The sequence below is a fragment of the Pantoea deleyi genome (assembly GCF_022647325.1).
GTDB lineage: Bacteria > Pseudomonadota > Gammaproteobacteria > Enterobacterales > Enterobacteriaceae > Pantoea > Pantoea deleyi.
Window position 1 is genome coordinate 2315884 of the sequence record NZ_CP071405.1, and the last position, 22580, is coordinate 2338463.

The 22580-nt window shown below is 61.7% G+C and carries 22 protein-coding genes; 11 read left to right on the plus strand and 11 right to left on the minus strand.

The window, feature by feature from the left end; translation table 11 throughout:
* Positions 1–2: 2 nt before the first annotated feature.
* The 10 genes from sctV to sctU are packed head-to-tail and all read left to right on the plus strand — an operon-like array spanning position 3 to position 9195.
* A complete protein-coding gene (gene sctV, locus J1C59_RS10915) occupies positions 3–2126 on the plus strand; it encodes a type III secretion system export apparatus subunit SctV (RefSeq protein WP_128084748.1) in 2124 nt (707 codons plus the stop codon).
* Positions 2127–2128: 2 nt separating this feature from the next.
* Positions 2129–2995: an FHA domain-containing protein gene (locus J1C59_RS10920; RefSeq protein WP_140917078.1), complete on the plus strand. Its 867-nt coding sequence runs from the start codon at positions 2129–2131 to the stop codon at positions 2993–2995.
* The gene (sctN, locus tag J1C59_RS10925; protein WP_140917079.1) at positions 2995–4353 is read left to right on the plus strand and encodes a type III secretion system ATPase SctN; all 1359 of its coding nucleotides are present in this window, start codon (positions 2995–2997) and stop codon (positions 4351–4353) included. The genes J1C59_RS10920 and sctN overlap by 1 nt, the downstream gene beginning before the upstream one ends.
* Entirely contained in the window at positions 4331–4795 is a 465-nt protein-coding gene (locus tag J1C59_RS10930; RefSeq protein ID WP_128086991.1) for a type III secretion protein, read from the plus strand. The genes sctN and J1C59_RS10930 overlap by 23 nt, the downstream gene beginning before the upstream one ends.
* Positions 4792–5331: a type III secretion system HrpP C-terminal domain-containing protein gene (locus tag J1C59_RS10935; protein WP_140917080.1), complete on the plus strand. Its 540-nt coding sequence runs from the start codon at positions 4792–4794 to the stop codon at positions 5329–5331. The genes J1C59_RS10930 and J1C59_RS10935 overlap by 4 nt, the downstream gene beginning before the upstream one ends.
* The gene (locus tag J1C59_RS10940) at positions 5328–6371 is read left to right on the plus strand and encodes a FliM/FliN family flagellar motor switch protein (protein WP_128086510.1); all 1044 of its coding nucleotides are present in this window, start codon (positions 5328–5330) and stop codon (positions 6369–6371) included. The genes J1C59_RS10935 and J1C59_RS10940 overlap by 4 nt, the downstream gene beginning before the upstream one ends.
* Before the next feature lie 5 nt (positions 6372–6376).
* Positions 6377–7030, plus strand: coding sequence for a type III secretion system export apparatus subunit SctR (gene sctR / locus J1C59_RS10945; RefSeq protein WP_128086509.1), 654 nt, complete (start codon positions 6377–6379; stop codon positions 7028–7030).
* A 7-nt stretch (positions 7031–7037) separates the two neighbouring features.
* A complete protein-coding gene (gene sctS, locus J1C59_RS10950; protein WP_128086508.1) occupies positions 7038–7298 on the plus strand; it encodes a type III secretion system export apparatus subunit SctS in 261 nt (86 codons plus the stop codon).
* Positions 7298–8113 carry a type III secretion system export apparatus subunit SctT gene (gene sctT, locus J1C59_RS10955; RefSeq protein ID WP_128086507.1) on the plus strand — a complete coding sequence of 272 codons (816 nt, stop codon included), beginning with the start codon at positions 7298–7300 and terminating at the stop codon, positions 8111–8113. Before sctS ends, sctT begins: the two co-directional genes overlap by 1 nt.
* Positions 8110–9195: a type III secretion system export apparatus subunit SctU gene (gene sctU / locus J1C59_RS10960; protein ID WP_128086506.1), complete on the plus strand. Its 1086-nt coding sequence runs from the start codon at positions 8110–8112 to the stop codon at positions 9193–9195. The genes sctT and sctU overlap by 4 nt, the downstream gene beginning before the upstream one ends.
* A 27-nt stretch (positions 9196–9222) precedes the next feature.
* Here sctU and J1C59_RS10965 read toward each other — a convergent pair whose 3' ends face one another.
* The 11 genes from J1C59_RS10965 to J1C59_RS11015 form a co-directional block, all read right to left on the minus strand.
* Entirely contained in the window at positions 9223–9633 is a 411-nt protein-coding gene (locus tag J1C59_RS10965; protein WP_242281318.1) for a type III secretion system chaperone, read from the minus strand.
* Positions 9634–9666: 33 nt separating this feature from the next.
* Entirely contained in the window at positions 9667–15057 is a 5391-nt protein-coding gene (locus tag J1C59_RS10970; protein ID WP_140917081.1) for an AvrE-family type 3 secretion system effector, read from the minus strand.
* Between the two features lie 63 nt (positions 15058–15120).
* On the minus strand, positions 15121–15306 hold the full coding sequence (gene hrpT, locus J1C59_RS10975) for an HrpT family type III secretion system protein (protein ID WP_128086460.1): 186 nt from the start codon (positions 15304–15306) through the stop codon (positions 15121–15123).
* 17 nt (positions 15307–15323) lie between these two features.
* Positions 15324–17372 (minus strand): type III secretion system outer membrane ring subunit SctC, encoded by a 2049-nt coding sequence (sctC, locus tag J1C59_RS10980; RefSeq protein ID WP_140917082.1) that lies wholly within the window; start codon positions 17370–17372, stop codon positions 15324–15326.
* A gap of 24 nt (positions 17373–17396) precedes the next feature.
* A complete protein-coding gene (locus J1C59_RS10985) occupies positions 17397–17624 on the minus strand; it encodes an HrpF protein (RefSeq protein ID WP_128086459.1) in 228 nt (75 codons plus the stop codon).
* 75 nt (positions 17625–17699) lie between these two features.
* On the minus strand, positions 17700–18296 hold the full coding sequence (gene sctL / locus J1C59_RS10990) for a type III secretion system stator protein SctL (RefSeq protein ID WP_140917083.1): 597 nt from the start codon (positions 18294–18296) through the stop codon (positions 17700–17702).
* Positions 18283–18864 carry a serine kinase gene (locus J1C59_RS10995; RefSeq protein WP_128086458.1) on the minus strand — a complete coding sequence of 194 codons (582 nt, stop codon included), beginning with the start codon at positions 18862–18864 and terminating at the stop codon, positions 18283–18285. Before J1C59_RS10995 ends, sctL begins: the two co-directional genes overlap by 14 nt.
* Before the next feature lie 6 nt (positions 18865–18870).
* Entirely contained in the window at positions 18871–19635 is a 765-nt protein-coding gene (gene sctJ / locus J1C59_RS11000) for a type III secretion system inner membrane ring lipoprotein SctJ (RefSeq protein WP_128086457.1), read from the minus strand.
* Positions 19636–19640: 5 nt separating this feature from the next.
* The gene (locus tag J1C59_RS11005; RefSeq protein ID WP_128086456.1) at positions 19641–20009 is read right to left on the minus strand and encodes an EscI/YscI/HrpB family type III secretion system inner rod protein; all 369 of its coding nucleotides are present in this window, start codon (positions 20007–20009) and stop codon (positions 19641–19643) included.
* 63 nt (positions 20010–20072) lie between these two features.
* Complete coding sequence (locus tag J1C59_RS11010; RefSeq protein WP_058956631.1) at positions 20073–20312, minus strand: hypothetical protein; 240 nt, start codon at positions 20310–20312, stop codon at positions 20073–20075.
* A gap of 141 nt (positions 20313–20453) precedes the next feature.
* Positions 20454–21446 carry a sigma 54-interacting transcriptional regulator gene (locus tag J1C59_RS11015; RefSeq protein ID WP_128086455.1) on the minus strand — a complete coding sequence of 331 codons (993 nt, stop codon included), beginning with the start codon at positions 21444–21446 and terminating at the stop codon, positions 20454–20456.
* A gap of 395 nt (positions 21447–21841) precedes the next feature.
* On the opposite strand from J1C59_RS11015, the gene J1C59_RS11020 reads away from it, so the two are divergent.
* The gene (locus tag J1C59_RS11020) at positions 21842–22573 is read left to right on the plus strand and encodes a hypothetical protein (RefSeq protein ID WP_242281319.1); all 732 of its coding nucleotides are present in this window, start codon (positions 21842–21844) and stop codon (positions 22571–22573) included.
* The last annotated feature ends 7 nt before the right edge of the window (positions 22574–22580 follow it).

Below are 22580 nucleotides of genomic sequence, written 5' to 3' on the forward strand. Positions count from 1 at the left end.
CGATGAATACCCTGTTTCAGATAATGAACCGAATCGCTATCAGCGCCATGCAACGATCCGAAGTGGTCGGTGCCGCCTTTGCCATGGCGCTGGTGTTCATGCTTATTATTCCGTTACCGCTGCCCTTAATTGATGCGCTGATCGCGGTGAATATCTGTCTCTCCTCTCTGCTGGTCGTGCTGGCCATGTATCTGCCCCGGCCGCTGGCGTTCTCGACCTTTCCCGCCGTGCTGCTGCTCACCACCATGTTCCGCCTGGCGCTCTCGATCTCCACCACCCGCCAGATTCTGATTCAGCAGGATGCCGGCCATGTGGTGGCAGCCTTCGGAAACTTTGTGGTGGGCGGCAACCTTGCGGTGGGGATGGTGATGTTCCTGATCCTGACCGTGGTGAACTTCCTGGTCATCACCAAAGGTTCCGAAAGGGTGGCCGAAGTGGCCGCACGCTTTACCCTGGATGCGATGCCCGGTAAGCAGATGTCCATCGACAGCGATCTGCGTGCCGGCCTGATTGACGGGGCGCAGGCCAGAAACCGGCGTAATGAACTGGCCAAAGAGAGCCAGTTATTCGGGGCAATGGATGGCGCGATGAAGTTTGTGAAAGGTGACGCCATCGCCGGGCTGGTGATTGTCGTGATTAACCTGATTGGCGGCATCAGTATCGGCGTGCTGCAGCTGGGCATGCCCGCCGGTGACGCGATGCATATCTACTCGATTCTGACTATCGGCGACGGGCTGATTGCCCAGATCCCGGCGCTGCTGATCTCGCTGACCGCCGGGATGCTGATCACCCGCGTTTCGTCCGACAACGAACAGAGGGTCGACAATAATATCGGCCGCGAAATAGCCGAGCAGTTAACCAGCCAGCCTAAAGCCTGGCTGCTCTCCTCAATGGGAATGGTGGGCTTTGCCCTGCTGCCGGGGATGCCCACGGCCATTTTTCTGCTGCTGGCCGCGCTGACGATGATCAGCGGCGGTTTTCAGATCTGGCGCGCCAGAAAGAGCCTGAGCCTTGCGCAGCCGCAAATGGAAAATGAGGTCATTCCTCCGGAGCTGAACGGCAGAGAGGATCTGCGCCAGTTCAACCCGACACGACCTTATCTGATCAACTTCTGCGCCTCCTGGCGCGGCCATCCGGAGATGCTGGAGCTGGTGCAGGATATTCGCCGCCTGCGTAACCGCATCGTTTACCACTTCGGCTTCACGCTGCCCGCGTTCGACATCGAGTTTCTCGACCCGCAGACGGAGGATGAGTTTCGCTTCTCGGTGTATGAAATTCCCAAGGTCACGGGCACGTTTAATGTGTCGCATCGGGCGGTAAAACGGCGCTGGCTGGATGACATCGCCCCCGCCGACAGGGAGGGCGTGATTGAGGGCGACGAGCGGCGTCAGGAGGGCGATCTCATCTGGCTGTCAGCGGATCATCCGCTGCTGCAGAACGACGAGGTGGAGCGCTGGACGGCGCGCGACATTCTGGTCAGGCGCATGGAGAACGCGATCCACGCCAGCAGTCCGCATTTCATCGGCCTGCAGGAGACACGCGCCCTGGTGAGCTGGCTGGAGTCGGAACAGCCGGAGCTGTCACAGGAGCTGCAGCGCGTGATGCCCCTCACCCGCTTCTCCAGCGTCCTGCAAAAACTGGTGTCGGAGCGCATCCCGCTGCGTTCGGTCCGGGCCATCGCCGAAGCGCTGATCGAGCACGGGCAGTATGAACGCGACATCTCGCTGCTGACCGATCAGGTGCGCATCTCGCTGAAAAGTCACCTCTGCTATCAATATGCCCGCCCGGATGGCCTGCATGTCTGGCTGCTGACGCCGGAACTGGAAGAGCAGCTGCGGGACTCGCTGCGTCAGACGCAGAACGATCTGTTCTTTGCGCTTACCCATGAGCAGATCAGCGCCATTCTTGTGGTCATCGCCACCGCTTTCTCGCCAGAAACCCCGGAAAGCGCCGTGCTGCTGGTCGCGCAGGATCTGCGCAGTCCGCTGCGCGGGCTGATTCAGGAAGCGTTTCATTATGTGCCGGTGCTCTCGTTTGCAGAGCTGCAACCTAATCTCGCCGTAAATGTGCTGGGGCGTATCGAACTGGATCCGGCCGCTTATTCACTGACCTCGTGGGAGAGTTAATCATGTTCGAATTGCGCGTGCTGTCTGGCCTGCATTTAGGCGCCGCGTTACCCCTCTTTGGCGACAGATGGCTGATTGGCCACGCCGAAGAGGCCGATCTGATGCTGAGCGACCCGTGCGTTGCGGCCCGCCAGTGTGAGCTGCGCCGGGAAGAGGCCGGCTGGCTGGCACAGCCGGACGGCGGGGAAGCGTACAGCATCACGCCGGACGCCCCCTTTCAGGTGGCTGACGTCTGGCTCTGCGTTGCGCAGGTCGATACGCCGTGGGCCGCCTGTCTGCCGCCTGCCCCCGCGTCTGCACCGGAAGCACCGGCCGGGCCGCCGCCAGAGACCGCCGTGCCTGTCGCCGCCCGAAAAGGGGTGGTCAGCCGCAGCATCCGCACGCTGACCTGGAGCCTGATGCTGCTGCTCTCCCTGACGGTGATGAGCTGGGTTCTGCAGCCCACCGTTGCCCAGACGCAGGTCGCCGACTCCCGGCATCCCCGCACGCCCGCGGAACTGCAGGCGCCGCTACAGAAAATGTTGCGCGAACGGGATCTGGCGAGCCTTGTAAAACTGGATATGCATAACCAGCGGCTGCGGCTGACGGGCCGCCTGAGCAAGGCTCAGATGCAAATCTTTAACCGTATGCTTGAGCGCTTTAACGCCACCTACAGCAGCGACATCCCGCTGAACAATCAGGTCAGGCTGCTGAAGGTCAGACTGCCGTTCCGGATTGTGCAAATCACCACCGGCAGCCGCGCCAATATCGTTACTGACGAAGGGCAGCGCCTGTTCGTGGGCGACGAGGTGGACAACCTGCGGCTGGTGGCGATTACCTCTGACCAGATCGAGTTCAACGGTCGCGACAACATTAAGGTGAACTGGTAATGACATTGGCGCTTGAGCAGTGGTATCAGCAACAGCAGCAGCGGCTGACCCGCTTTTCACCGGTCGAAAGCTTTGGCCGGATTACCGGCATCAGCGGGATATTGCTGGAGAGCAGCCTGCCGCAGGCGCGGATAGGCGATCTCTGCGAGATCACCCGGGAGGACGGGCAGAGCGTGCTGGCGGAAGTGGTCGGCTTTAACCCACAGCACACGCTGCTCTCCGCGCTTGGCCAGCTCGATGGCATCGCCCGGGGCGCGCGCGTGATCCCGCTGCGCCTGCCGCACCGCATTGTGGTGTCGGATGCCCTGCTCGGCAGCGTACTGGATGGCTTCGGCCGCCCGCTGGAGGCAGGCCAGATCGGCGCGTTCGCCCTGCCCGGTGCGGTGGAGAATGCGGTGAGCGTGCTGGGCGACGCCCCGGCACCCACCGATCGTCCGCGCATCGATACGCCGCTGCCGACCGGGATCCGCGCCATTGACGGCCCGCTGACCCTGGGTGTGGGACAGCGGGTGGGGATCTTCGCCGGCGCGGGCTGCGGCAAAACCACCCTGCTGGCGGAGATCGCCCGCAATACGCCCTGCGATGTCATTGTCTTTGGCCTGATTGGCGAGCGCGGGCGCGAACTGCGTGAGTTTCTCGACCACGAACTGGATGCGGCGCTGCGCAGCCGGACGGTGCTCATCTGCGCCACCTCCGATCGCAGCAGTATGGAACGCGCCAGAGCCGCGTTTACCGCTACCGCCATCGCCGAAGCCTGGCGCGACCAGGGCCGGAACGTGCTGCTGATCCTCGACTCCCTGACCCGCTTCGCCCGCGCCCAGCGGGAAATCGGCCTGGCGCTGGGCGAGCCGCCGGGCCGCGGCGGCCTGCCGCCCTCGGTCTATACCCTGCTGCCGACCCTGCTGGAGCGCGCCGGGCAGACCTCCCGCGGGGCGATCACCGCGCTCTACTCCGTACTGATCGAAGCTGACTCCATGAACGATCCCGTGGCCGATGAAGTGCGATCCCTGATTGATGGCCACATTGTGCTGACCCGCCGCCTGGCGGAGCGCGGACACTATCCGGCGATCGACGTGCTGGCCAGCCTGAGCCGGACCATGAGCAACGTGGCGACGCACGAGCATATCCGCGACGCCACGCAGCTGCGCCGGATGATGTCCGCCTGGCAGCAGACGGAGATGTTGATCCGCCTGGGGGAGTACCAGCCGGGCCACGACGCGATGACCGATGCGGCGGTGTCGGCTCAGGCGGCGATCAACGGCTATCTGCAACAGGCGATGCACGCGCCGCACGGCTATGACGACACACTGCACCACTTAGCGGAGGTCAGCCAGCATGCGCCATCATCCGCAGCCTGATCACGATCGCCTGACGGATGAGGGCAGCGCAGAGCTGCAACAGGCTCTCTCACTGCTGCTGCCCATCCGCCGCCAGCGCTTACGCCGCTGCGAACGGGTGCAGCGGCAAGCGGAGCAGGCGCTGCTGGAGACGCAGCGTCAGTCGGCCGACGCGGAACAGCAGCTTGACGCCGCACAACAGCACTATCAGCAGCTGCGCGATGACTTTGCCCGCCGCCATCAGTCGGGGCGGCAAAAACAGGAGCATCTCGTCGGAGGATTGACCCGGGAGCGCCAGGCCAGCGACGCGGTGAGCGGGCAGCGTAATCAGCTGCAGGCGTGCCGCACAGCGCAGGTCACGCAGCAGCAGCAGGTGCAGCACGCACAGCAGCAAACACAGGTGCGTCTGCGCGACGTAGAAAAACTGGAATATCTGATGGCGCACAGCGAGGCATTACGATGACAGCGTTACCGCATAACCCGCAACATCATTCAGCGCCGCCCGCCCGCCCGGAGGCGCCGCGCCGTTCGCCGCAGAGCGGCTCGTCAGACGCCACGCGATCCGGGCCGCCCTCCCGCACCGACCCCGTGCGCGAAGAGCGTTCGCTGTTTGACGCCCTGCTGCTCACCCCCGGCGAACCGCCACCGCCCCTTATCCTGCCGTGGGAAGGATCCTCCTCTTTTGGGTCGCAGTTACCCGCTGATCCTGCATCTTCTGCCTCGCCGGTCAGAGCCTGGCAGCAGCTGGAGCCGCCGCTGTGCGGCATGGTGGATGCGCAGCCGGCCGGGCCGGTTTCGATGACGCTTCTGCTGCCGCTGCTGGGCGAAGTGGATGCCCGCCTGTCGCCGTTTGCCGCAGGCTGGGATATCAGCCTGCGCTTTACGCCGCCCGCGATGAACATGATGGCCGCCCATGAGGCGCGCTGCCGGGCGTCACTGCGCCGCCGCCTGGCCTGCCCGGTGCGCCTGCGCTTTGAACAGCGGGGAGGCCCGGCATGAAACCCCTGCTGCTGCGGACACTGCCGCGTGAGGAGGCCAGGCTGCGCCAGCGTATCGGCCACGGTCTGGGTTACCCTTTTACCCTGGCGGGCGAAGATGGTGAGCTTCAGCTGCGGCTGTTCGAGGCTGGCGAGCGGCCACCGGTGCAGAACTTTGCCTGCCGGGCGGGACGGCTAGCCGTGACCGGAAGCGAAGCGCTGCTGAGCCTCTTTTCCGCCTGCCCGCTGCTGCCCGAACCCGGCGCGTGCGCAGAGTGGTACTGGCCGCTCTTCAACCAGCATCTCAGCCCGGCGCTGCGCGCACTGTTTGGCGACCTGACCCCGCAGGACGCGGCCTGCGAGCCGGCTGACGGGATGTGCCTGGCGATGTGCGTCACGCTTGGCGAGGCGCAGGCGCAGAGTCAGTTACGACTTGCGCCCGCCACCCTGGCGGCGCTGTTAAACCAGCCTGGCTGGACGCCGCTCTCTGCACCGCTGCACAGCGCCCTGCCGCTTTCGCTGCCCATCGATCTGGGTGCGGTGTCGTTTGCCCCCTCGCAGTTACGCACGCTCCGCCCCGGGGACCTGATTTTCCCTGCTACCTCGTATTTTTTCCCGACCGGTCGCGGCGAGCTTCGCCTTGCGCAGTGGCACCTTGAGGGCGAATTGCTGTTCGGGGAGGGGCATCCTGCCCGTTTTCTTATTACCCGTCTGGAGAATAGTTACATGAATGTGACCCCCGAAGAGAATATGCCTGCCGATACCCCCCGACCGGATGAGGGCCTGACTGAAACAGTGGCGCCGGGATCATCGCCTTTCGATGCGCTGCCGCTGGCCTTAACCGTGCGCTGCGGTCACCTCAGGCTGACACTGGGGGAGCTGAATCGTCTGGATGTCGGCTCGACGGTAACGGTCGAGAATGTCGTGCCCGGTGAAGCGCTGCTGTGCCACGGTGAATTTCCGCTGGCGAAAGGCGAGCTGGTCGATGTCGAGGGACGTCTGGGGCTGCAGATCACTCATATGCTGCCGGGCGTGGCGAGCGTCGGAGATGTGAACAGGTGATGCCGATGGAGATGGGGCCGCTCAATCCGATCATGCTGGCGCTGTTTCTCGGCGCGCTGGCGCTGCTGCCGATGATGCTCATTATCTGTACCAGCTTTCTGAAGATTACGATGGTGCTGCAGTTAACGCGCAACGCGATGGGCGTACAGCAGGTGCCGCCGACGATGGCGCTCAACGGCATAGCCCTGGCGGCCACGCTGTTTATTATGGCACCGGTCTTCAGCGATATCACCGACCGGCTGAAGGCGATCCCGGTCGATTTCAGCACGATGGAGCGGCTCGAATATACCACCGCTAACGGTATCGAACCGCTGAAAGCCTTTATGCATAAAAATACCGATCCGGACATCGTTATCCATCTGCAGGAAAATGCCCAGCGGATGTGGCCAGAAAGAATGGCAAGTTCGGTCACGCCGGACAATATGCTGCTCATCATCCCGGCCTTCGTGCTGTCGGAGCTGCAGAACGGTTTCAAAATCGGCTTCCTGATCTTTATCCCCTTTATCGTCGTTGATCTGATCGTCTCGAATATCCTGCTGGCACTCGGGATGCAGATGGTGTCGCCGATGACCGTTTCGCTGCCGCTGAAGATCCTGCTGTTTGTGCTTATCAGCGGCTGGACGCGGCTGCTCGACGGCCTGTTCTACAGCTATTTATGAGGTCGCCATGGATATTCTGACGCTGTTCCGCCAGGGGTTACTGCTGGTGGTCATCCTCTCCGCGCCGCCGCTGCTGGTGGCGGTGATCGCCGGCGTGATTATTTCGCTGGTTCAGGCCGCGATGCAGCTGCAGGATCAGACCCTGCCGTTCTGCATCAAGCTTGTCGCGGTCGGCCTGACGCTGGCGCTTACCGGGCGCTGGGTCGGGGTTGAACTGATGGAACTGGCGCAGGCGGCGTTCGCCATGATGTCAACGGTCAGATACTGATGCTGATCGGTTATCCCCTCACCGATACCTTTCATGCCATTCTCGCGCTGGGCCTGGGCATGGCGCGCATCTTTCCCTGCCTGCTGCTGACGCCGATCTTCTCTTTCAGCGTGATCAAGGGGCTGCTGCGAACCGCGATTGCCGTGGCGCTGGCGCTGTTTATCGCCCCCGGCATCAAAGAGCAGATCGATGTGCTTGAGCCGACGATGCTGCTGCTGGTCGGGCTGCTCCTTAAAGAGTTGATGATCGGCACCCTGATCGGCCTGTTACTGGCGCTGCCGTTCTGGCTGTATGAGTCTGTGGGTGCCCTGTTCGATAACCAGCGTGGCGCGTTAATGGGCGGGCAAATTAACCCCCAGCTGGGGCCGGATGTGACGCCGCTGGGCAAGCTGATGCAGCAGGTGCTGATATTGCTGCTGGTCACCGGGCTGGGATTATCGACCATCACCCAGGTGATCTGGGACAGCTACCATCTGTGGTCCGCCACCCGGTGGATACCCTTCCCGGCAGAGGCGGGGTTTCACGTCTGGCTCTCGCTGCTGGGCAACCTCTTCAGCGATATGGTGCTGTACGCCGGGCCGCCGGTGGCGCTGATGCTGCTGCTCGACTTTGCCATCGGCGTGATGAGTCTCTACAGCCCTCAGCTCCAGGCGACCGCGCTGACCATCCCGCTGAAATGCCTGCTTGGCCTGCTCTTTTTCATTCTCTATCTGCCCCTGCTGGATCATCTGGGGAACGCGCGGCTCTATGAACTGCGCGATCTTATTCCAGTGCTGTCGCAGATCCTTTCCCCTTCCGCCGGGAGCGCGCCATGAGCGATAAAACCGAAGATGCCACACCGCAAAAACTCAGAGAGTCGCGCAAAAAAGGCCAGGTCAGCCAGAGCCAGGATATCCCTAAGCTGCTGATCTCAATCGGCATCCTTGAGACCCTGTTTGCGCTGGTGGAGACCGGGATGCAGCGGCTGCAGGCGATGATGCTGCTGCCGTTAATGCGACTGCGTGAGCCTTTCGATCACGCGCTGGAGGAAGTGATCAGCGAGGGGGCCGCCGTGATGCTGGTGCTGGTCGGCCTCGCGTGCGCCATTGCCATGCTGCTGCGGGTGGCAGGCGGCTGGGTGCAGTTTGGCCCGCTCTTCTCCACCGAAGCGCTGGCACCAAAACCGGATGCGCTTAACCCGTTCAATCAGCTGAAGAATATGTTTTCCGCCCGCCAGTTTACCCAGATTCTGACCAGCATCGTCAAAGCGGTGGTGATAGGTTTGGTGGTGTGGCAGGCGATTATGCCGGACCTCGGCGGCCTGGCGCAGCTGGCGCTCGGCGATCTCAACGGCTTCTGGCAGGGCGTGATGGCGCTGTTTATCAAAGTGTCACGTCGGGTGCTGATGGTGATGCTGGTCATCAGCCTGTTCGATTTTGGAATTCAGCGCTATTTCTTCCTGAAACAGCAGCGTATGAGTCACGAAGATATCAAAAACGAGTTCAAACAGAGCGAAGGCGATCCCCATATGAAAGGCCACCGCCGCCAGGTGGCGCAGGAGATCCTGAACGAAGAGCCGGTGGCCGCCCACGATGTAAACGTAGAGGAGGCGGATGTGTTGCTGGTCAACCCGACCCATTTTGCCGTCGGCCTCTATTACCGCCCGGATGAAACCCCGCTGCCGCGCCTGCTGTTTAAGGCGTGCGATGAAGACGCGCGGGCCTTAATTGAAGAGGCGCAGCGTAAAAAGAAACCGGTGATCCGCTTTATCTGGCTGACCCGCACGCTGTGGCGCACCACGCGCGAAGGGGCCTATGTGCCACGCGAAACCTTAAATGCCGTGGCGCAGGTCTATCGTCTGCTGCGGGAGCTGGAAGATCACTATCTGGATGAGGTGATTGAGATTCGGGAAGAGTAGTGCGGAGGGTGACTCCGCACGGGTTTCTCAGGCCGCCACGATCTCCGGCAGTAATAGTCGCATCTCACGCGCCTGCTGAATAAAGGCCAGCATCAGGGCGCTGAACGTCGCCGGGGTCAGGCCGGCCAGCGGCTGCTGATAACAGATCCGCATCTGCTCCTCTTCATCCAGCGCCAGCCAGCAGCCGCGCATAGCCTGCATTTCAAAGTTGAGTTTCATCAACAGCCGCCAGGTGGTGAGCTGATCGGTCAGCAGCGCGGAGGCGAAGAGCTGGCAGTGCAGCAACAGCGTGTCGCTTCCCGCTGGCAGTTCCAGTATCACCGCCTCCTGGCCCTGCTCATCCTGCATCGCGCACACGCCGTTGTCGATAGTCAGTGAAATCCCCTGGCGGCGGCCAAAATCGTCCAGCAGCCGCTGCAGGTTTTGTTGCTGCATCATCATCTTCTCCTGTGGGTGCAGGGTCAGGCGGGCTTACAGTCGTCCGCGCTTTTCCTGGGTTTCGGCATGGGTTAACGCATCGACCAGCGTCTGGCTGGCATGGGTAATCTCCCCCTCAAGGGTAAAGGCGACCGGTGTCTGCGGGTCTGTACCGTAGTTAAAACTGATTTTTCCCAGATTACGGCTGAGGCTGACGCTGGCGGCGCTCTGACTGCCGGCGACAAATAGCGGCAGATTAATCCCCTCCTGTTTGGTATCGGTCGCGCTGAAACCAATCGATTTGACCCGCAGATGCGCCCGATCGCGCAGCAGCGCGGCGACCTCCTCCGGCTGGGTTTCATGACGCAGCCACGCCTGCTGAAGTGCGTAGCGCCGTTCATCATGCAGCTCCAGGGTCACCACCGCCTGGGTGTTACGGTTTTTTTGTAGCTCGCGGATGACCGCTTTCAGCCCCGGCTTCTCTTCCATAAAGCGGCTGATCGCCTCAGCCGCGCTCTCCGGCAGCTCGCTGGCAAACAGGCTGTGCACTACGTGCATCAGGTTATTGCTGTCCACTTTGCGCAGATTGTTATAGGTGCTCTGGTACTCCGCACTGTTGAGCTGATGGCAGTGCAGCGTGTGCGCCCGGCGCTGCAAATCCAGCGCCCGGGCGCTGTTGATAACGCCATACTGGCCATTTCCCACGGGCGCCAGCGCCAGCAGGTGGGTCAGCAGTTTATTGAGCTTGCTGGCCGTGGCCTGTGGTTCGGTCTGCATAGCGGTGCTGAACGTCTCACCGCTCCCGCCAGCTTTCGCCACTGTATCGTCCGCCTTATTCAGCGTCTCCAGCCTGCTTTTATCGGCCGCAGAGAGCGGACGCAGCGTGCCGGGATGCGCCTGGCGCTCGCTCAGGCTCTGCTGTAGCAGCCCGTTCAGCCCCGCTGAGCGCTCGGTTTTCACCTTCTCCGGTGGTTTGTCCGCCTCTTTCAGCGCCTGCAACAGCGTATTGGTCTGCGGATCGTCGAAGTGGCTGGCCGCCTGCTCGATCAGCTTCTCCAGCTGACGCGGGTGAACGGGTTCCGCCCGGGCGATATCAAGGCTCAAGCTGTGCCGGGTGCGATTATCGATGCTGGCCTGAATCGTGGTGCTGTTGATGCCAAACAGGGGAACACGCAGCGTTGACGACGCGCGGGTGGTTATGCCCACCCCGCCGTTAAGGCCGACCCCGGCGCTGACGCTGTTAAACAGCCGCAGACGGTTGTCGCTGCGGCTCTGGGTACTGCCCGTCGCGCTGTGAGCAGTGGCGCGCTCACGCTGCGCATTCAGGATATTTGTCCCCACCTGCGCCATGCCGCCGACGCGAACCCGGGTTCTGTTTTTCCGCCCATCGCTGCCGCCAGAGGAGAGGCGCAAACCGCCGCCCGCCATCGCGATCGCCGAGGCATCCACGTTGAAGGTCAGCGTCGTGCCCTGCTTCACCTTGTGGCTGACGCCCTTCTCCAGCACCTCGCCGGGATCGAGTTCCCCCTGCGTAAGCTGCGTGATAAAGGGCGCCAGTTCCGCCTCGTTCAGGGTAAAGCTGACGCTGTTCTGCAACTGACGCTGCAGGGCGATAGCCACCATGCCGCCCAGCCGCACAGAGGGAACGAGGCTGCGGCTGCCGCCCGACGCCTGGCCGGTACTGGTGGCAGACTGGCTGAACGGACTCCAGCCTGCGGCTCCAAACAGCGTGCCGGTGGTGCCGCCGTTTCGGCTGAAGGTGACGCTGATGCCCCCTTCGCCACGGGAGAAACTGGCGCTGTAGGCGCGATCAAGGTTGCCGCGCACGCCCGGAATGCCGATCACCTCACCGCCGGGAATCACCGACAGCGTGACCATGCCGCCATAGTTACGGCCAAGCGCGAAGTTTTCCCCCGGCTCCAGCGCGCTCAGCGTTTTTAACAGTTGCGCTGCCAGCGCCTGCTGGTCGGGGGCTTTCAGAACCGTGCGGGTCGTCATGTTCAGGCCGTGATGCGGCTTACTCATCGCATTGATAAAGGATTTGATCGCGTCATAGCTGGCTTCCAGCTGGCTGTTATTCAGGAAGCCCTGACTGGTCGCTTTCTGCACCAGATTCTCGCCATACTCCTCGTCACGCAAAACACGCAGCCGTTCACCGAGCGTTGCGAGCCGGGCCGGACTGGCCTGCGGGTCATCGACCCAGGCGGCCATCCGATCCACCAGGTCATGCAGGGCGGACATCATTAACCCGTCGAGCACCAGGCGAGATTTCACCAGCCCCATCTCATCATGGGGATCGCGCATGCGCCCCAGTGGCGGCGCTGCTTTCTGGTGCCGGGTCACGACGCCGTTTGCCTGTAAATGGCTGATGGCCGTGCTGCTCCCCTCCCGGAGCGGAAAACGCCGGAAGACCGCATCCAGACGGGACAGCAGATTCTCATCATCGCTCCAGGGGTTGATCGCCTGGGTGGCCGCCCTGAACCGTGAGGGACTGAACGCCTCTTTTTCACGCCCGTCGCCGTGCAGCGCGCCGCTGTGCTGACCAAGCAGCGTGCCGTGGTGCTGCACGCTGTCGGCCACCGTATCGATAAACGTCTGCAGATGACCCAGCAGCGCCCGGTCAACCTCGCGGGTGTCGAGCGCGGCAAGCCGGGCCTGCAGGCTCTGGTGCGCCGCCGCGCCCGGTGCTGCCGGTAAGGCTTTAAGCCGCTGATAGAGTGCCGCCTGTTGCGCATAGAGCGGACGCAGCCCCTCGCGCCCCTGCCAGTGATGGCGCGTGGCATACCAGGCACTTTTCAGCGGCCTGGGTGGCGTCGGCCGGGTATTGAGCAGGTGCGCGCCAAGCCGGTCGCGCAGGCGGCTGTTGACATGGTTGCCATCACGTCCGGTCATCCCGGCGATGCTGGTTTCATACTTCAGCGTCATGCCGTGAACGTTGACACTTTTCGAGGCTTCATCCAGTCGCTCTGTCGCTTTCAGCGGGGCCGGGCGGGACCTGCTGACAGGCGGTGCCATCAGGTCAGCGTCGTCCAGCACTCGCCAGCGCTCTGCGTCAGCGATGTCCGGTTGCGGGCGGGTGTCATCATCCTGGCCGTCGACCCTCTCCACCGGCACACCGGCCAGCTGCAGAATCGCGCTGCGCCCGCCTTTATCCGCCACCATCAGCGCCCCGCTGGAACTGTTATGCAGTCGCTCTGCGGGCGCCAGTTCCGGCGGGAGCGCCACCGGTTGCCAGCGCGCATCCGGACGACGGCCAGGGGAGGCACGCCAGTCCGCTTCCGGCAGCCGCCACAGCCTGCCCCGCTGGTCGAGAACATAGAGGTTCCGGTTCTGGTCGGTAGAGATGTCCGTCAGCGTGTTGCCCTCACCGCGGGCAGGCAGCGTCGCCCGGGTATGGGGCAGCCAGTTTGCGATCCCGGCCTTTGTCAGGGTTTGCATCATTTTCTGCGCCTGACGGGTCCCGGCCTGGCTGCAGTGATACTGCAGGGTATTGTTTTCAGCGATCGCCGCACAGTGCTCCCCATCCAGCGGTGCAATGGCGCGCGCTTTATTATTCTCATCAAACCCCGGCAGCGGCAGCTCCACGCTCAGAGTGACGTTTAACTGTCGCAGGGCAAAACGGTGGTGCGCTCCGTCAATCCTGTCACTCTTCTGGCTGATCTTAACGCGTGACGGCAGCCCGTCGCGGATCACCCAGCCGCTGCTGTCCTGCGCCCGCTTCAGGCTGTCAGCCTTCTCCTGACTCGCCGCCCAGCGCCCGGCGTTGCTGTCCCAGGCGTACAGTTTGCCTTCATATATCATCAGCTGGCCGGTGCGGCCGGTGTCCACCCGCTCGTGGGCCAGCGGGCGCGGCTGCAGTAAGCCGTCGTGATGATCCAGCACCAGGCTCTCGCTGAGATTCCAGCGCGCCTCAAGCTGACCTTGCCCGTTAAGCACGCAGAGATGTTTCTGGTCGGCACGACTTTTCACCACGGCCATCAGCTCTCCATCCTGACGGACGTTCAGGCTGCTGATGATCGCCCCGGCACCCAGTTGCTCAGCCAGCGTGGCCGGGTCTGGTTCCGGCTGCATCACCATCTCACTGCTCTCCTGCGCCTGCGGTAACGCGGCGCTCCAGAGCGTTCCCTCGCTGTTCAGCGCATAGAGACGTTCGTTATGCAGCGCAACCCCGGTGGCGTGAAAAGCCTGGCTGCCGCCCTCACGATTCCGGGTGCTGAGGGTGATTTTCTGCTGTGCCTTGCTGTCAGCACTGAGCGTCCTGAGCAGCATCACCGACTGCTCAGCGGTTTTGTCGTCGCTGAGCAGGAGGAGTGCGGCACCCTGCGCGCTGACGCAATAACCGGTGATTTTGTTGATTTTTGCCGACGTTTCGCCGCTGGAAAGGTTATGCAGGGTCTTCTTGTCGTAAATGGCATACAGCATGCCATCGGGCTGGCTGCTCAGCCTGCTGTAGCTTTTCGCCTCATCGCTATCGACCTGCGCCCAGCGCGTGGCGGCATCATCAAGCCGGTAGAGCCGTCCGTTGTGCTCGCGCATCAGCTCCGGAACAGGCTGTCCGGCCGCGGCGTTCTCCGCACCTGTGACCTGGCGCTCATGGCGAAAGATGCCGCTCACCAGCGACTGCATCGCCTCATCCGGCAGCGCCGCCAGCCGTTGCGCTGCATCCTGCTGCGACCAGGCGGGCATCGGACAGCTGCTGGTCAGGCCGATAAACAGCGCGGGCGACCCCTGTAGCGTGAAGAGCCGCCCGTCAGGGGCCATCAGCCCATGCTGGCAATGGTCCTCGCTGGCCTGATGCCTCAGCCAGCGATGATGCGGGCTGGCCAGCGTTTCGCTGAGGATAGCGGTGAGCGGGTCTGAGGCGCTCTGAATCACGCTTAGCGTGCCGTTTTCCGTGAGAGCCAGTCTGGCAAACTGAGGCTGCAGGCCGCCTGGCCGCGTGGCGGCCGCCTCTTCGGCCGCGAGAAACGCCTGCTGCTGCAGGGGATTGCGCTGGCTCGCCTCCAGCGCGGCATGACGCTCCTCAGCAATGGGCGAGAGCAGATGACGACGACGGGAGGGCCAGGGTTCCGGCTCACGCCCCGGACGCAACGGCGGTTCGTCAGGGTGCGTGTCAGCGGGGGGATGCGCTGCCGCGATCGGGGAACGCCTCTGCGTCTCCGGCGCGCGGGCGCTGTCCGCAGCGGCGGCGGGGGGATGACGGCGACACCGCGCCCGCAGACGGCTGAGACACTGTCGCAGGCTGCCCGGACGCTGGCGGGCATCCGTGGCCCGCTGGCGCAGCGTCGGGGCAGCCTGACTCGCGACCTCCTGATGCAGGGAGCCGCCTGCGGTCTGCTGCGGGCGGCGGAAAAACTGACGTAAGGGAATTGCGTTACCGGCACTGGCAGGCGACGCAGATTGCGCCGCACGCAGGCTTCCCGAAAACGGGAGGTGAATAGCCATGGGTGATCCTCGCTCAAATGCGGCCCCGGCGATCAACCGGGGTCTGAGACTGCCGAAACGCGGTTAGCGATCTACCGCTATCCGCGTGTAGTCGTTGGGGCCATTACGTAACTGGGGTTGCCACCAGATGGTCAGGTTGTGCAGATCTGACGACGGGCGACAGCTCACATCGTTGCATTCCGCCGGTGACCGCGCACAGGCACTCAGCAGCAGTGCCACGGCAGCAGGCAGGAGCATTCGCAGTAACATGCTTTTTCCTTATCAGCTCAGAAAGGGGGTTTAGCCGGTGCGCCGCCTGATGCAGAGAGCAGCGACGCGCGTGACGGACGTGCCGGAGCCTTGCTGTCAAACGCGACGAACAGTTCTGCCGATTCACCCGGACGCAGTTCTCCGCGCGGCCACACCGCGACCGCCAGCGTACGGTCGCTGCGGCACAGGCTCTCGTCGAAGCGCTGCGTCTGACGGCTGTTGTTGGTGATGACCCCGACGGTGATCTCCACGCTGCTGTTGCCATACCACTGATGGCGGCGGATATCGCTGCCGAACGCGGCCGGCAGGCGGCACAGTGCAGGTAGCGTCTGGCCCGTACCACCGCTGGTCATCCCCGCAGGCACACGGTTCAGCGCCAGGTCGCGCATCGCGCCCTCTACCATCCCTTTCACATCGGTGTATTTGTGACGGTTAGCGACTTCATCCATCGCACTGTTCAGCTGTTCACGCGATTCGGCAGCGATATAGCGGGAGGGATCGACCTGATCACCAATCAAATGCGGGGTAATAATGAACAGCCGCTCGCGCTGAGAGGTTTCATAGCGGGTGGAGGTAAAGAGCTTGCCGATCAGCGGAATACTGCCAAGGATCGGGATGCGTCGTTCGCGGTCACCGGTCTCTTTAGAATGGAACCCGCCCAGCACCAGCGAGCGGCGTGCTTCCACCAGCGCCTGCGTGCTGACCGCGGCGTTGTGGGTTCCCTGCGCCCCGCCCTCGTCGTCTTTATCGAGCTTGCCATCTTCCACATCCACAATGAGCTGGATGGCCGATTTTTGTGAGGTGCTGATCGCGCGTGGCGTCACCCTCAGGCTGGTTCCTGCGGTGACAGACTGAATATCCGCCACCCGCTCGCCAATGGCGCGAATGAAGGCGGTATCGCTGAAATCAATCACCGCGGGCTGATTCTCCAGCGTCAGGATAGTGGGATTGGCGATAATGGAGGCCGTGCCTTCCCCCTCCATCGCCTCGATACTGGCAAAAAATCGCTGGAAGTCGGTCACAAACAGCGTGCTGGCACCGGAGAGCATGTTGGCCCCGCTGACGACACTGCCGAACTGGCCGGCCAGATTGCTGGAGAAGCGCTTCAGCGCACTGCGATCAATATCGACAATAACCGCATCGATCTCGATCAGCTTTTGCGGAACATCAATGGCGCTGATTAAGGCCTGATACGACGCACGGGTTTTGGGATCGTCGCGCACCAGCAGCAGGTTGTTACGCACATCCGCAGACACTTTCCCCGCCAGCGCGCTGACAGGCGCTTTTTTACGCGCAGACGCGGGCATATTGCGGTTGATCAGATCGTTTAACACATTTTGCGACTGCTCACGCGATACCTGTTCATCCTCCCCCTGGCCTGATGAGGCGCTGCCGGCGGAGGCGTTGCTGGCGTGGCCCAGCAGCTCGTTCAGTATCGTGGCGACGCCCGGCACCAGCAGTTCCTGATCGCGATAGCGAATGGTGCGATCCGCCACGGCCGCGTAGCGCAGCGGGAATGCCATCATATCTTTTGTGGCCGCGGCGTCTGGTTTGCTCTCCGACTTACGGGCAAATTCCGTTATCTGCCGCACATACTCCGGCGGACCGGTCACCAGGACCACGCCTTCATCCGGCAGCTCGCCCCAGCCGAAGCGGGGTTCCAGCAGGCCGACGCCGCGCAGCGCCTCTTTCAGATCCGGCGCGGCTTCCGGTGAAATCTCAATACGCTGGGACGTCTGCGCAGACTGCGGGCTGATGTAGAGGGTGTTGTTATAGACAAACCACTGAAAGCGATACTCAAGCGCCAGACGATTCAGAAACGCTTCCGGGCTTTCTGCGCGCAGTTTACCGGTGACATTGCTGTCGCCCAGGGTGCCAAGATTGACCTCGACCCCAAAGCTGCTGGCAAAATCGTCAAGAATAATGTTGAGCGGGGTGTTGTCTGCCGAATAGGCATAGGCACCCTTCTTCCACTCATCCGGCACACGGGCGTCTGCGATGCCCAGGCTCAGTGCCAGCAGGATAATGGCCGCCAGCAGGCGGCCCGGAAAAGAAAACGTAAACACGCCTGACTCCTTGATGACAGGGGCTTAGTTAACAGCGTCGATAATCGCTTTACGAATGCCGAACTTAAACTGGGTGTATTGCGAACTGGCCCAGCTGGCGTTGGACATATCCTGCAGGTGATTCTGAAACGCATACATATCGGAGAGGCTGAACGACTCACCCGACACATCGCGGGCAAACTCATAGGCTTCATGATGTTTGCGGTTCGAGTTGGACGTTAACTGACGCTGGAACAGATCACCGGAACTCATAATGTTGACTCCTCTTGTTGGGCACCTCTGTTAAGTGGCGCAGCAGGCGAAGCAGTTCCACGGAACGGGCTTTTTTTATGCGTTCTCTTCTGCCAGCGCTGGCGCGAGCTGCTGACACAGGGTCCGCCAGTCAATCATCAGCTCGCCAGTGTCGGTGATAAGCCGCAGTTGATCCGGTGCCAGCGCCGGGTCGGCGCACAGCGTCCAGCGCAGCGCCGGCTGACCGGACAGCCAGCCGCTGATCGCGGGCTCCTGTTCGCTGGCGCAGTGCAGCGTCGCCTGCTGCTGACGCGGACAGTGACGCAGGAGCTGACGGAGTAACGCGTGAAAACGGCGCTCATCGTCGACCTCGTCGAGCAACTGTTGCAGCGCTGCGTGAAGAACCTTACCGGCGAGCAGCACCAGCCGGGCCTCTTCGGCTGCACGCTGCTGCTGCCAGTCTGCCAGGAGCGTCTGCGCCTCCTGCCAGAACCGGCTTTCCCACTCCTGCTGGCGGGCCGCCCTTTCGGCGAGCGCCTCTGCGCGGGCCTGCTCGCGTATCCTCTGCGCCGCGTCATGGGCCTGTTCGATAATTGATGCCGCCTCAAGCTGGCACGCAATCTCCTCGCGGCGCAGCAGATGATCTGCGGGCACGCTGCCGCCCTGCAGAGGCAGGCTTTTAAGTTTCCACATCGCCCCTCTCTCCCGATTGTTGTTGCACCTGCCAGAGCGCCGTCTCCCATAAGGGACGCAGACGATGGGCTGGCAGTGAGCGCGCCGGGCTGACCGGCGCATCGCCTGCGGGAAAGAGCAGCCGCAGGCGCGGCCAGATAGCAGGAAATAGTGCCTGAAGCAGACAGAGGCTGTCCGCGCTGCCGCCCGTGGTGAAAAGCCCGGCGGGCAGCCAGGCCTCCGTGCGCATCCCTTTCGCCAGACGCCGCAGCCAGATCTTTAACTCTGCGGGCAGCGGCATGTTACCGGCGCAGATTTCTGCCACTAAAACCAGCAGGTGCGCCCGCTGATCACGGTTTAAATCGCTGATGGCCAGCACCATTGGCTCCGGCGCGACCAGCTCGCCGGCGACGCCCAGCGTCTGTTGCCAGCACGAGGCATGCTGGCGCAGATACTGTCTCTGCACCGGCTCCGGTAACCGGGCCAGCGGCTGGCTGCACCAGCTCTCATCAGACCGCAGCCAGAAGTCAGCGTGCCACCAGCGCAGCCAGCGCAAAGCCAGAGCCTCATCGGGCCGTTCGTTGAGCATATCCCGCTACTTCGCCTGCGCAGCCTGGCGCTTGCGACTCAGTGCCTGACGAATGAAGCCATTAGCCACCAGTAACAGCAGCAGCACCCCAAAGCATGTTGTAACTATCTTGACCATCGCGTAGTGTTCCGGACTCAGCTGAAACGGCCCCAGCTGCACCCTTTCAATTTTATCCTGCCAGGCTTTCGCCGGAACAAAGACGATCGCCAGGTCGCGATCGTCGCGCCCGCCCAGCCCCGGAATACTGGTGGCCACCAGCCGGCGGATACGCGGTTCGATGCTGTCCGGATCGAGGTTTTCGTGATATTTGATAAACACGGAGGCGGATGCGGGCTGTACCGGCTCGCCGGGGGCGATCCGCTCCGGCAGGACCACATGTACACGCGCCACCACGACCCCATCAATTTGCGACAGTGTCGCTTCGACCTCCTGAGAGAGCGCATAGATATAGCGGGCGCGCTCCTCCAGCGGACTGGAGATCACCCCGCTTTTCTGAAAAACCGCGCCGAGGTTGGTGCGCGCCTGATGAGGCAGTCCGGCGGCATTGAGGATGTTCACCGCCCGCTCAATATCACGGCGTGCCACGCTGACACTGACTCCCTCTTTAGAAATCTGTTTTTCCGCCTCAATCTTAAAGCGGCTCAGTTCTGCCACCACATCATTGGCATCGTTTTCCGACAGCCCGCTGTGCAGCGGGGTCTGATCGCCGCAGCCGGCAAGCAGCAGCGCCAGGCACAGGGCACAGAAGCATTTCATGACAGCGCCGCTCATAGGGTTCACTGCAGGTTGCTGAGTTTGTCGACTGACTGAACGGTTTTGGCGATCACTTTGGCGTTCATCAGGCTCTGAATGTAGTAATCAGAGAGCTGCGCATTAGCGCGGGAAAAATCCTCCGCGCTGGATGAGCGTGAAGCCACTCTGAGATCGTTGAAGGCCGCCTTCTGCGCACGCTGGTTGCCGCTCAGCGATTGCAGGATATTGCCGACCACGCCCGGCTCTGACGGCGTCATCGGGCTGCTCTCAGGCGCAGGGCCGGAAAGCTTTGCATTGAACCATTGAATATCGTCTGAAGAGGGGGGATCCGGGTACATGTCAACTGACGGAACCGGTTCTGAGGTGAGCAAGGCAGACTGAGAGACTTTCATCAGTAAAACTCCTGTGGGATGAGAGAGCAGGGAGACAGGTAAACGGCTCCCTGCCGGAGTCGGTTAATACTGAATTTTGACCTGGGCAGCAGCAGAAGCGGCCTGCGCATTACTTTCGGCAATGCCGTTAATGCGCTGGAATTCTACGTCGCGATCCATTTTATCGGCCTGGTTTTCCTGCATTTTGTCCATCGCCTGCTGCGAACGGACCATATATTTCGCCCCGCTGTAGGCACCGGCAACCTGAGTGTAAGCAGAAGCTGCGTTGGTGATCCCATTGGAAAGTAAGCTAGCACCTGACATAGTCATTCCTCGCGTTGATGATTAGGTGTATTTGGGTGTTGCATTCATTAAGTGATCAATGCAGCTATCCGGTTCCATCGCAGAGGAAATATTTATGCAGATTATGCCCTCTGGCCCACGGCAGGCACGGTGGGCGATCTGTCAGGCGGTCAGTTTTAACAGCTTCAGGCGGTGATAAAGGGTGCGTCTGGGGATCCCCAGTTCAAGAATGACATCATCGATGCGATGGTCGTGCCGGTTCAGGCAGTCATGGATTAAACTGCGCTCAATACGCCGCATTCTCTCTTTCAACAGAACGCGCCCCTCCTGCTTGATCTCACAGCACAGCGGCGGTAAGCCCAGTACAAACCGCTCTGCCGCCGCTTTCAGCTCGCGGATATTTCCCGGCCAGCTATGCAGCAGCAGGGTTTCATCGAGCGCGGGCGAGCCCGGCGGCAGAGGCTGATTCAGGCGCAGCGCCGCCTCCTGTGTAAAGCGGCGAAACATCGGCAGAATCATCTCCGGCCGGGATCGCACGGTAGGCGTGGCGATTTTAATCGTGTCGAGGCGAAAGAAGAGATCGCGACGAAAACGGCCCTGCGCCACCAGCTGCGCCAGCGGGATCTGCGAGGCCACGACAATACGCAGATCCAGTCCGATACTTTTGGTGCTGCCCAGCCGCTCTACCGCACGGTTCTCCAGCACACGCAGCAGCTTGGCCTGCATCGTGAGCGGCATACTGTCTATTTCATCCAGAAACAGCATGCCGCGGTTAGCGCTTTCGATATACCCTGCGCGGGAGCTGCTCGCGCCGGTGAACGCCCCGGCCATGACCCCAAACAGCTCGCTTTCGGCCAGGGTCTCCGGAATGGCCGCACAGTTGACCGGCACCATCGGACCGCGGCAGCCGGAGAGCTGATAGAGCCGCTGCGCGAGGGCATCTTTCCCGGTCCCCGTCTCCCCCTCGATTAAGACATCGATGTTCAACGGCGCAATCGTATTCAGAATCTTATACAGATGAGTATGGATATCGGTTGCGGGCTCCGGATGAACCGCCGCCATAGCCGGGCGGGAATCAACCTGAGGTAAGACGCTATCCGCACTCTCTTCATTGACACTCCCTTGGCCTGACTGTGTCCTGTAAAGACGAACCATACATTCTCCATTAGCTTCACATAAGCAGATCTCATAGGAGAGACGCTGTTCGTTCAGCACTTGTGGATATTCTGGAAGCGGCGTCTGATGCAAAGAATTACAAATTTACCGCGGCCTCACTCTCACCCAATCTGCTCATCCCCGCTATCAGTCCAGGATTATTGTTTTGTAAGGATAGCGGCTTAGCGGGTAAGGATTTCCTTACCTGACGCAATAAAATAACCGTAAAAACAGCAACATAAAAAACTAATGCGGCTGCCGCTGGGTTTTTATAAATCTGAACCCGCATCACAAAGGCGAGATTTCCCGTGGAACCGCCGCGGAATAACGGTCACTCACAGTGCGAGGTAGCATCAGCCTGAACGGTAACATTGTGCAATCGCCAGTAATCAGGATTGCAAAATGTTACCGCTGCTGCTGCCCGACTAATCGCAGACTTATTAACTCTGAGGATGATATTCATGAAGATTCCAGGATTCGGTGGTGGCGCTGGCGCTGTAAATGCAAAGAATGTCGATCTGCCCCCGGCAACAACGCCAGGCAAAACGGCAGGCACACCAGACTTACCCAATCAGCCCGGTAATTCGTCTTTACCTTTTCTCAATAACGCCAAAGCAGGCCCGCTCAATTTCGCCAGTAACGCTTTTGACGGCCTGAGCACGCTGGCTTCACTGACCGGTTCAGGGGGGAGTCAGAAAAATGGCCCGTCCAGAGAGGCGGGGTCGCCAGACGGTCTGCAGAGCGGAGGCTTACTGCAGCAGATTATGATGCTGACGGGTCTGCAACAGCTGCTGGGCGGTGGCAACAAGGCGCAGGAGCCGGAGCAGCCGACGACGCCGGCATCATCACAGCGCGTGAACAACAGCGGTAATCCACTTGAGCAACTGATGCAGATGCTTCAGCAACTGCTCCAGCAGATGATGGGACTCGATAAAGGCAAGGGAGCAGACGGAGGCGGTGAGTCTGGCGGTAATGCACCACAGGCACCGACACAGGGCGCGACGGATAATAACGGGCAACAGGGCGGGATGATGCAAAACCTGCTGTCGATGTTAGGGCTAACCTCCTTGCTGCAGGGCCTTCTGGGCGGCGGTGAGGGGCAATCTCCGAAAAACACCCAAAACTGATTCAGGG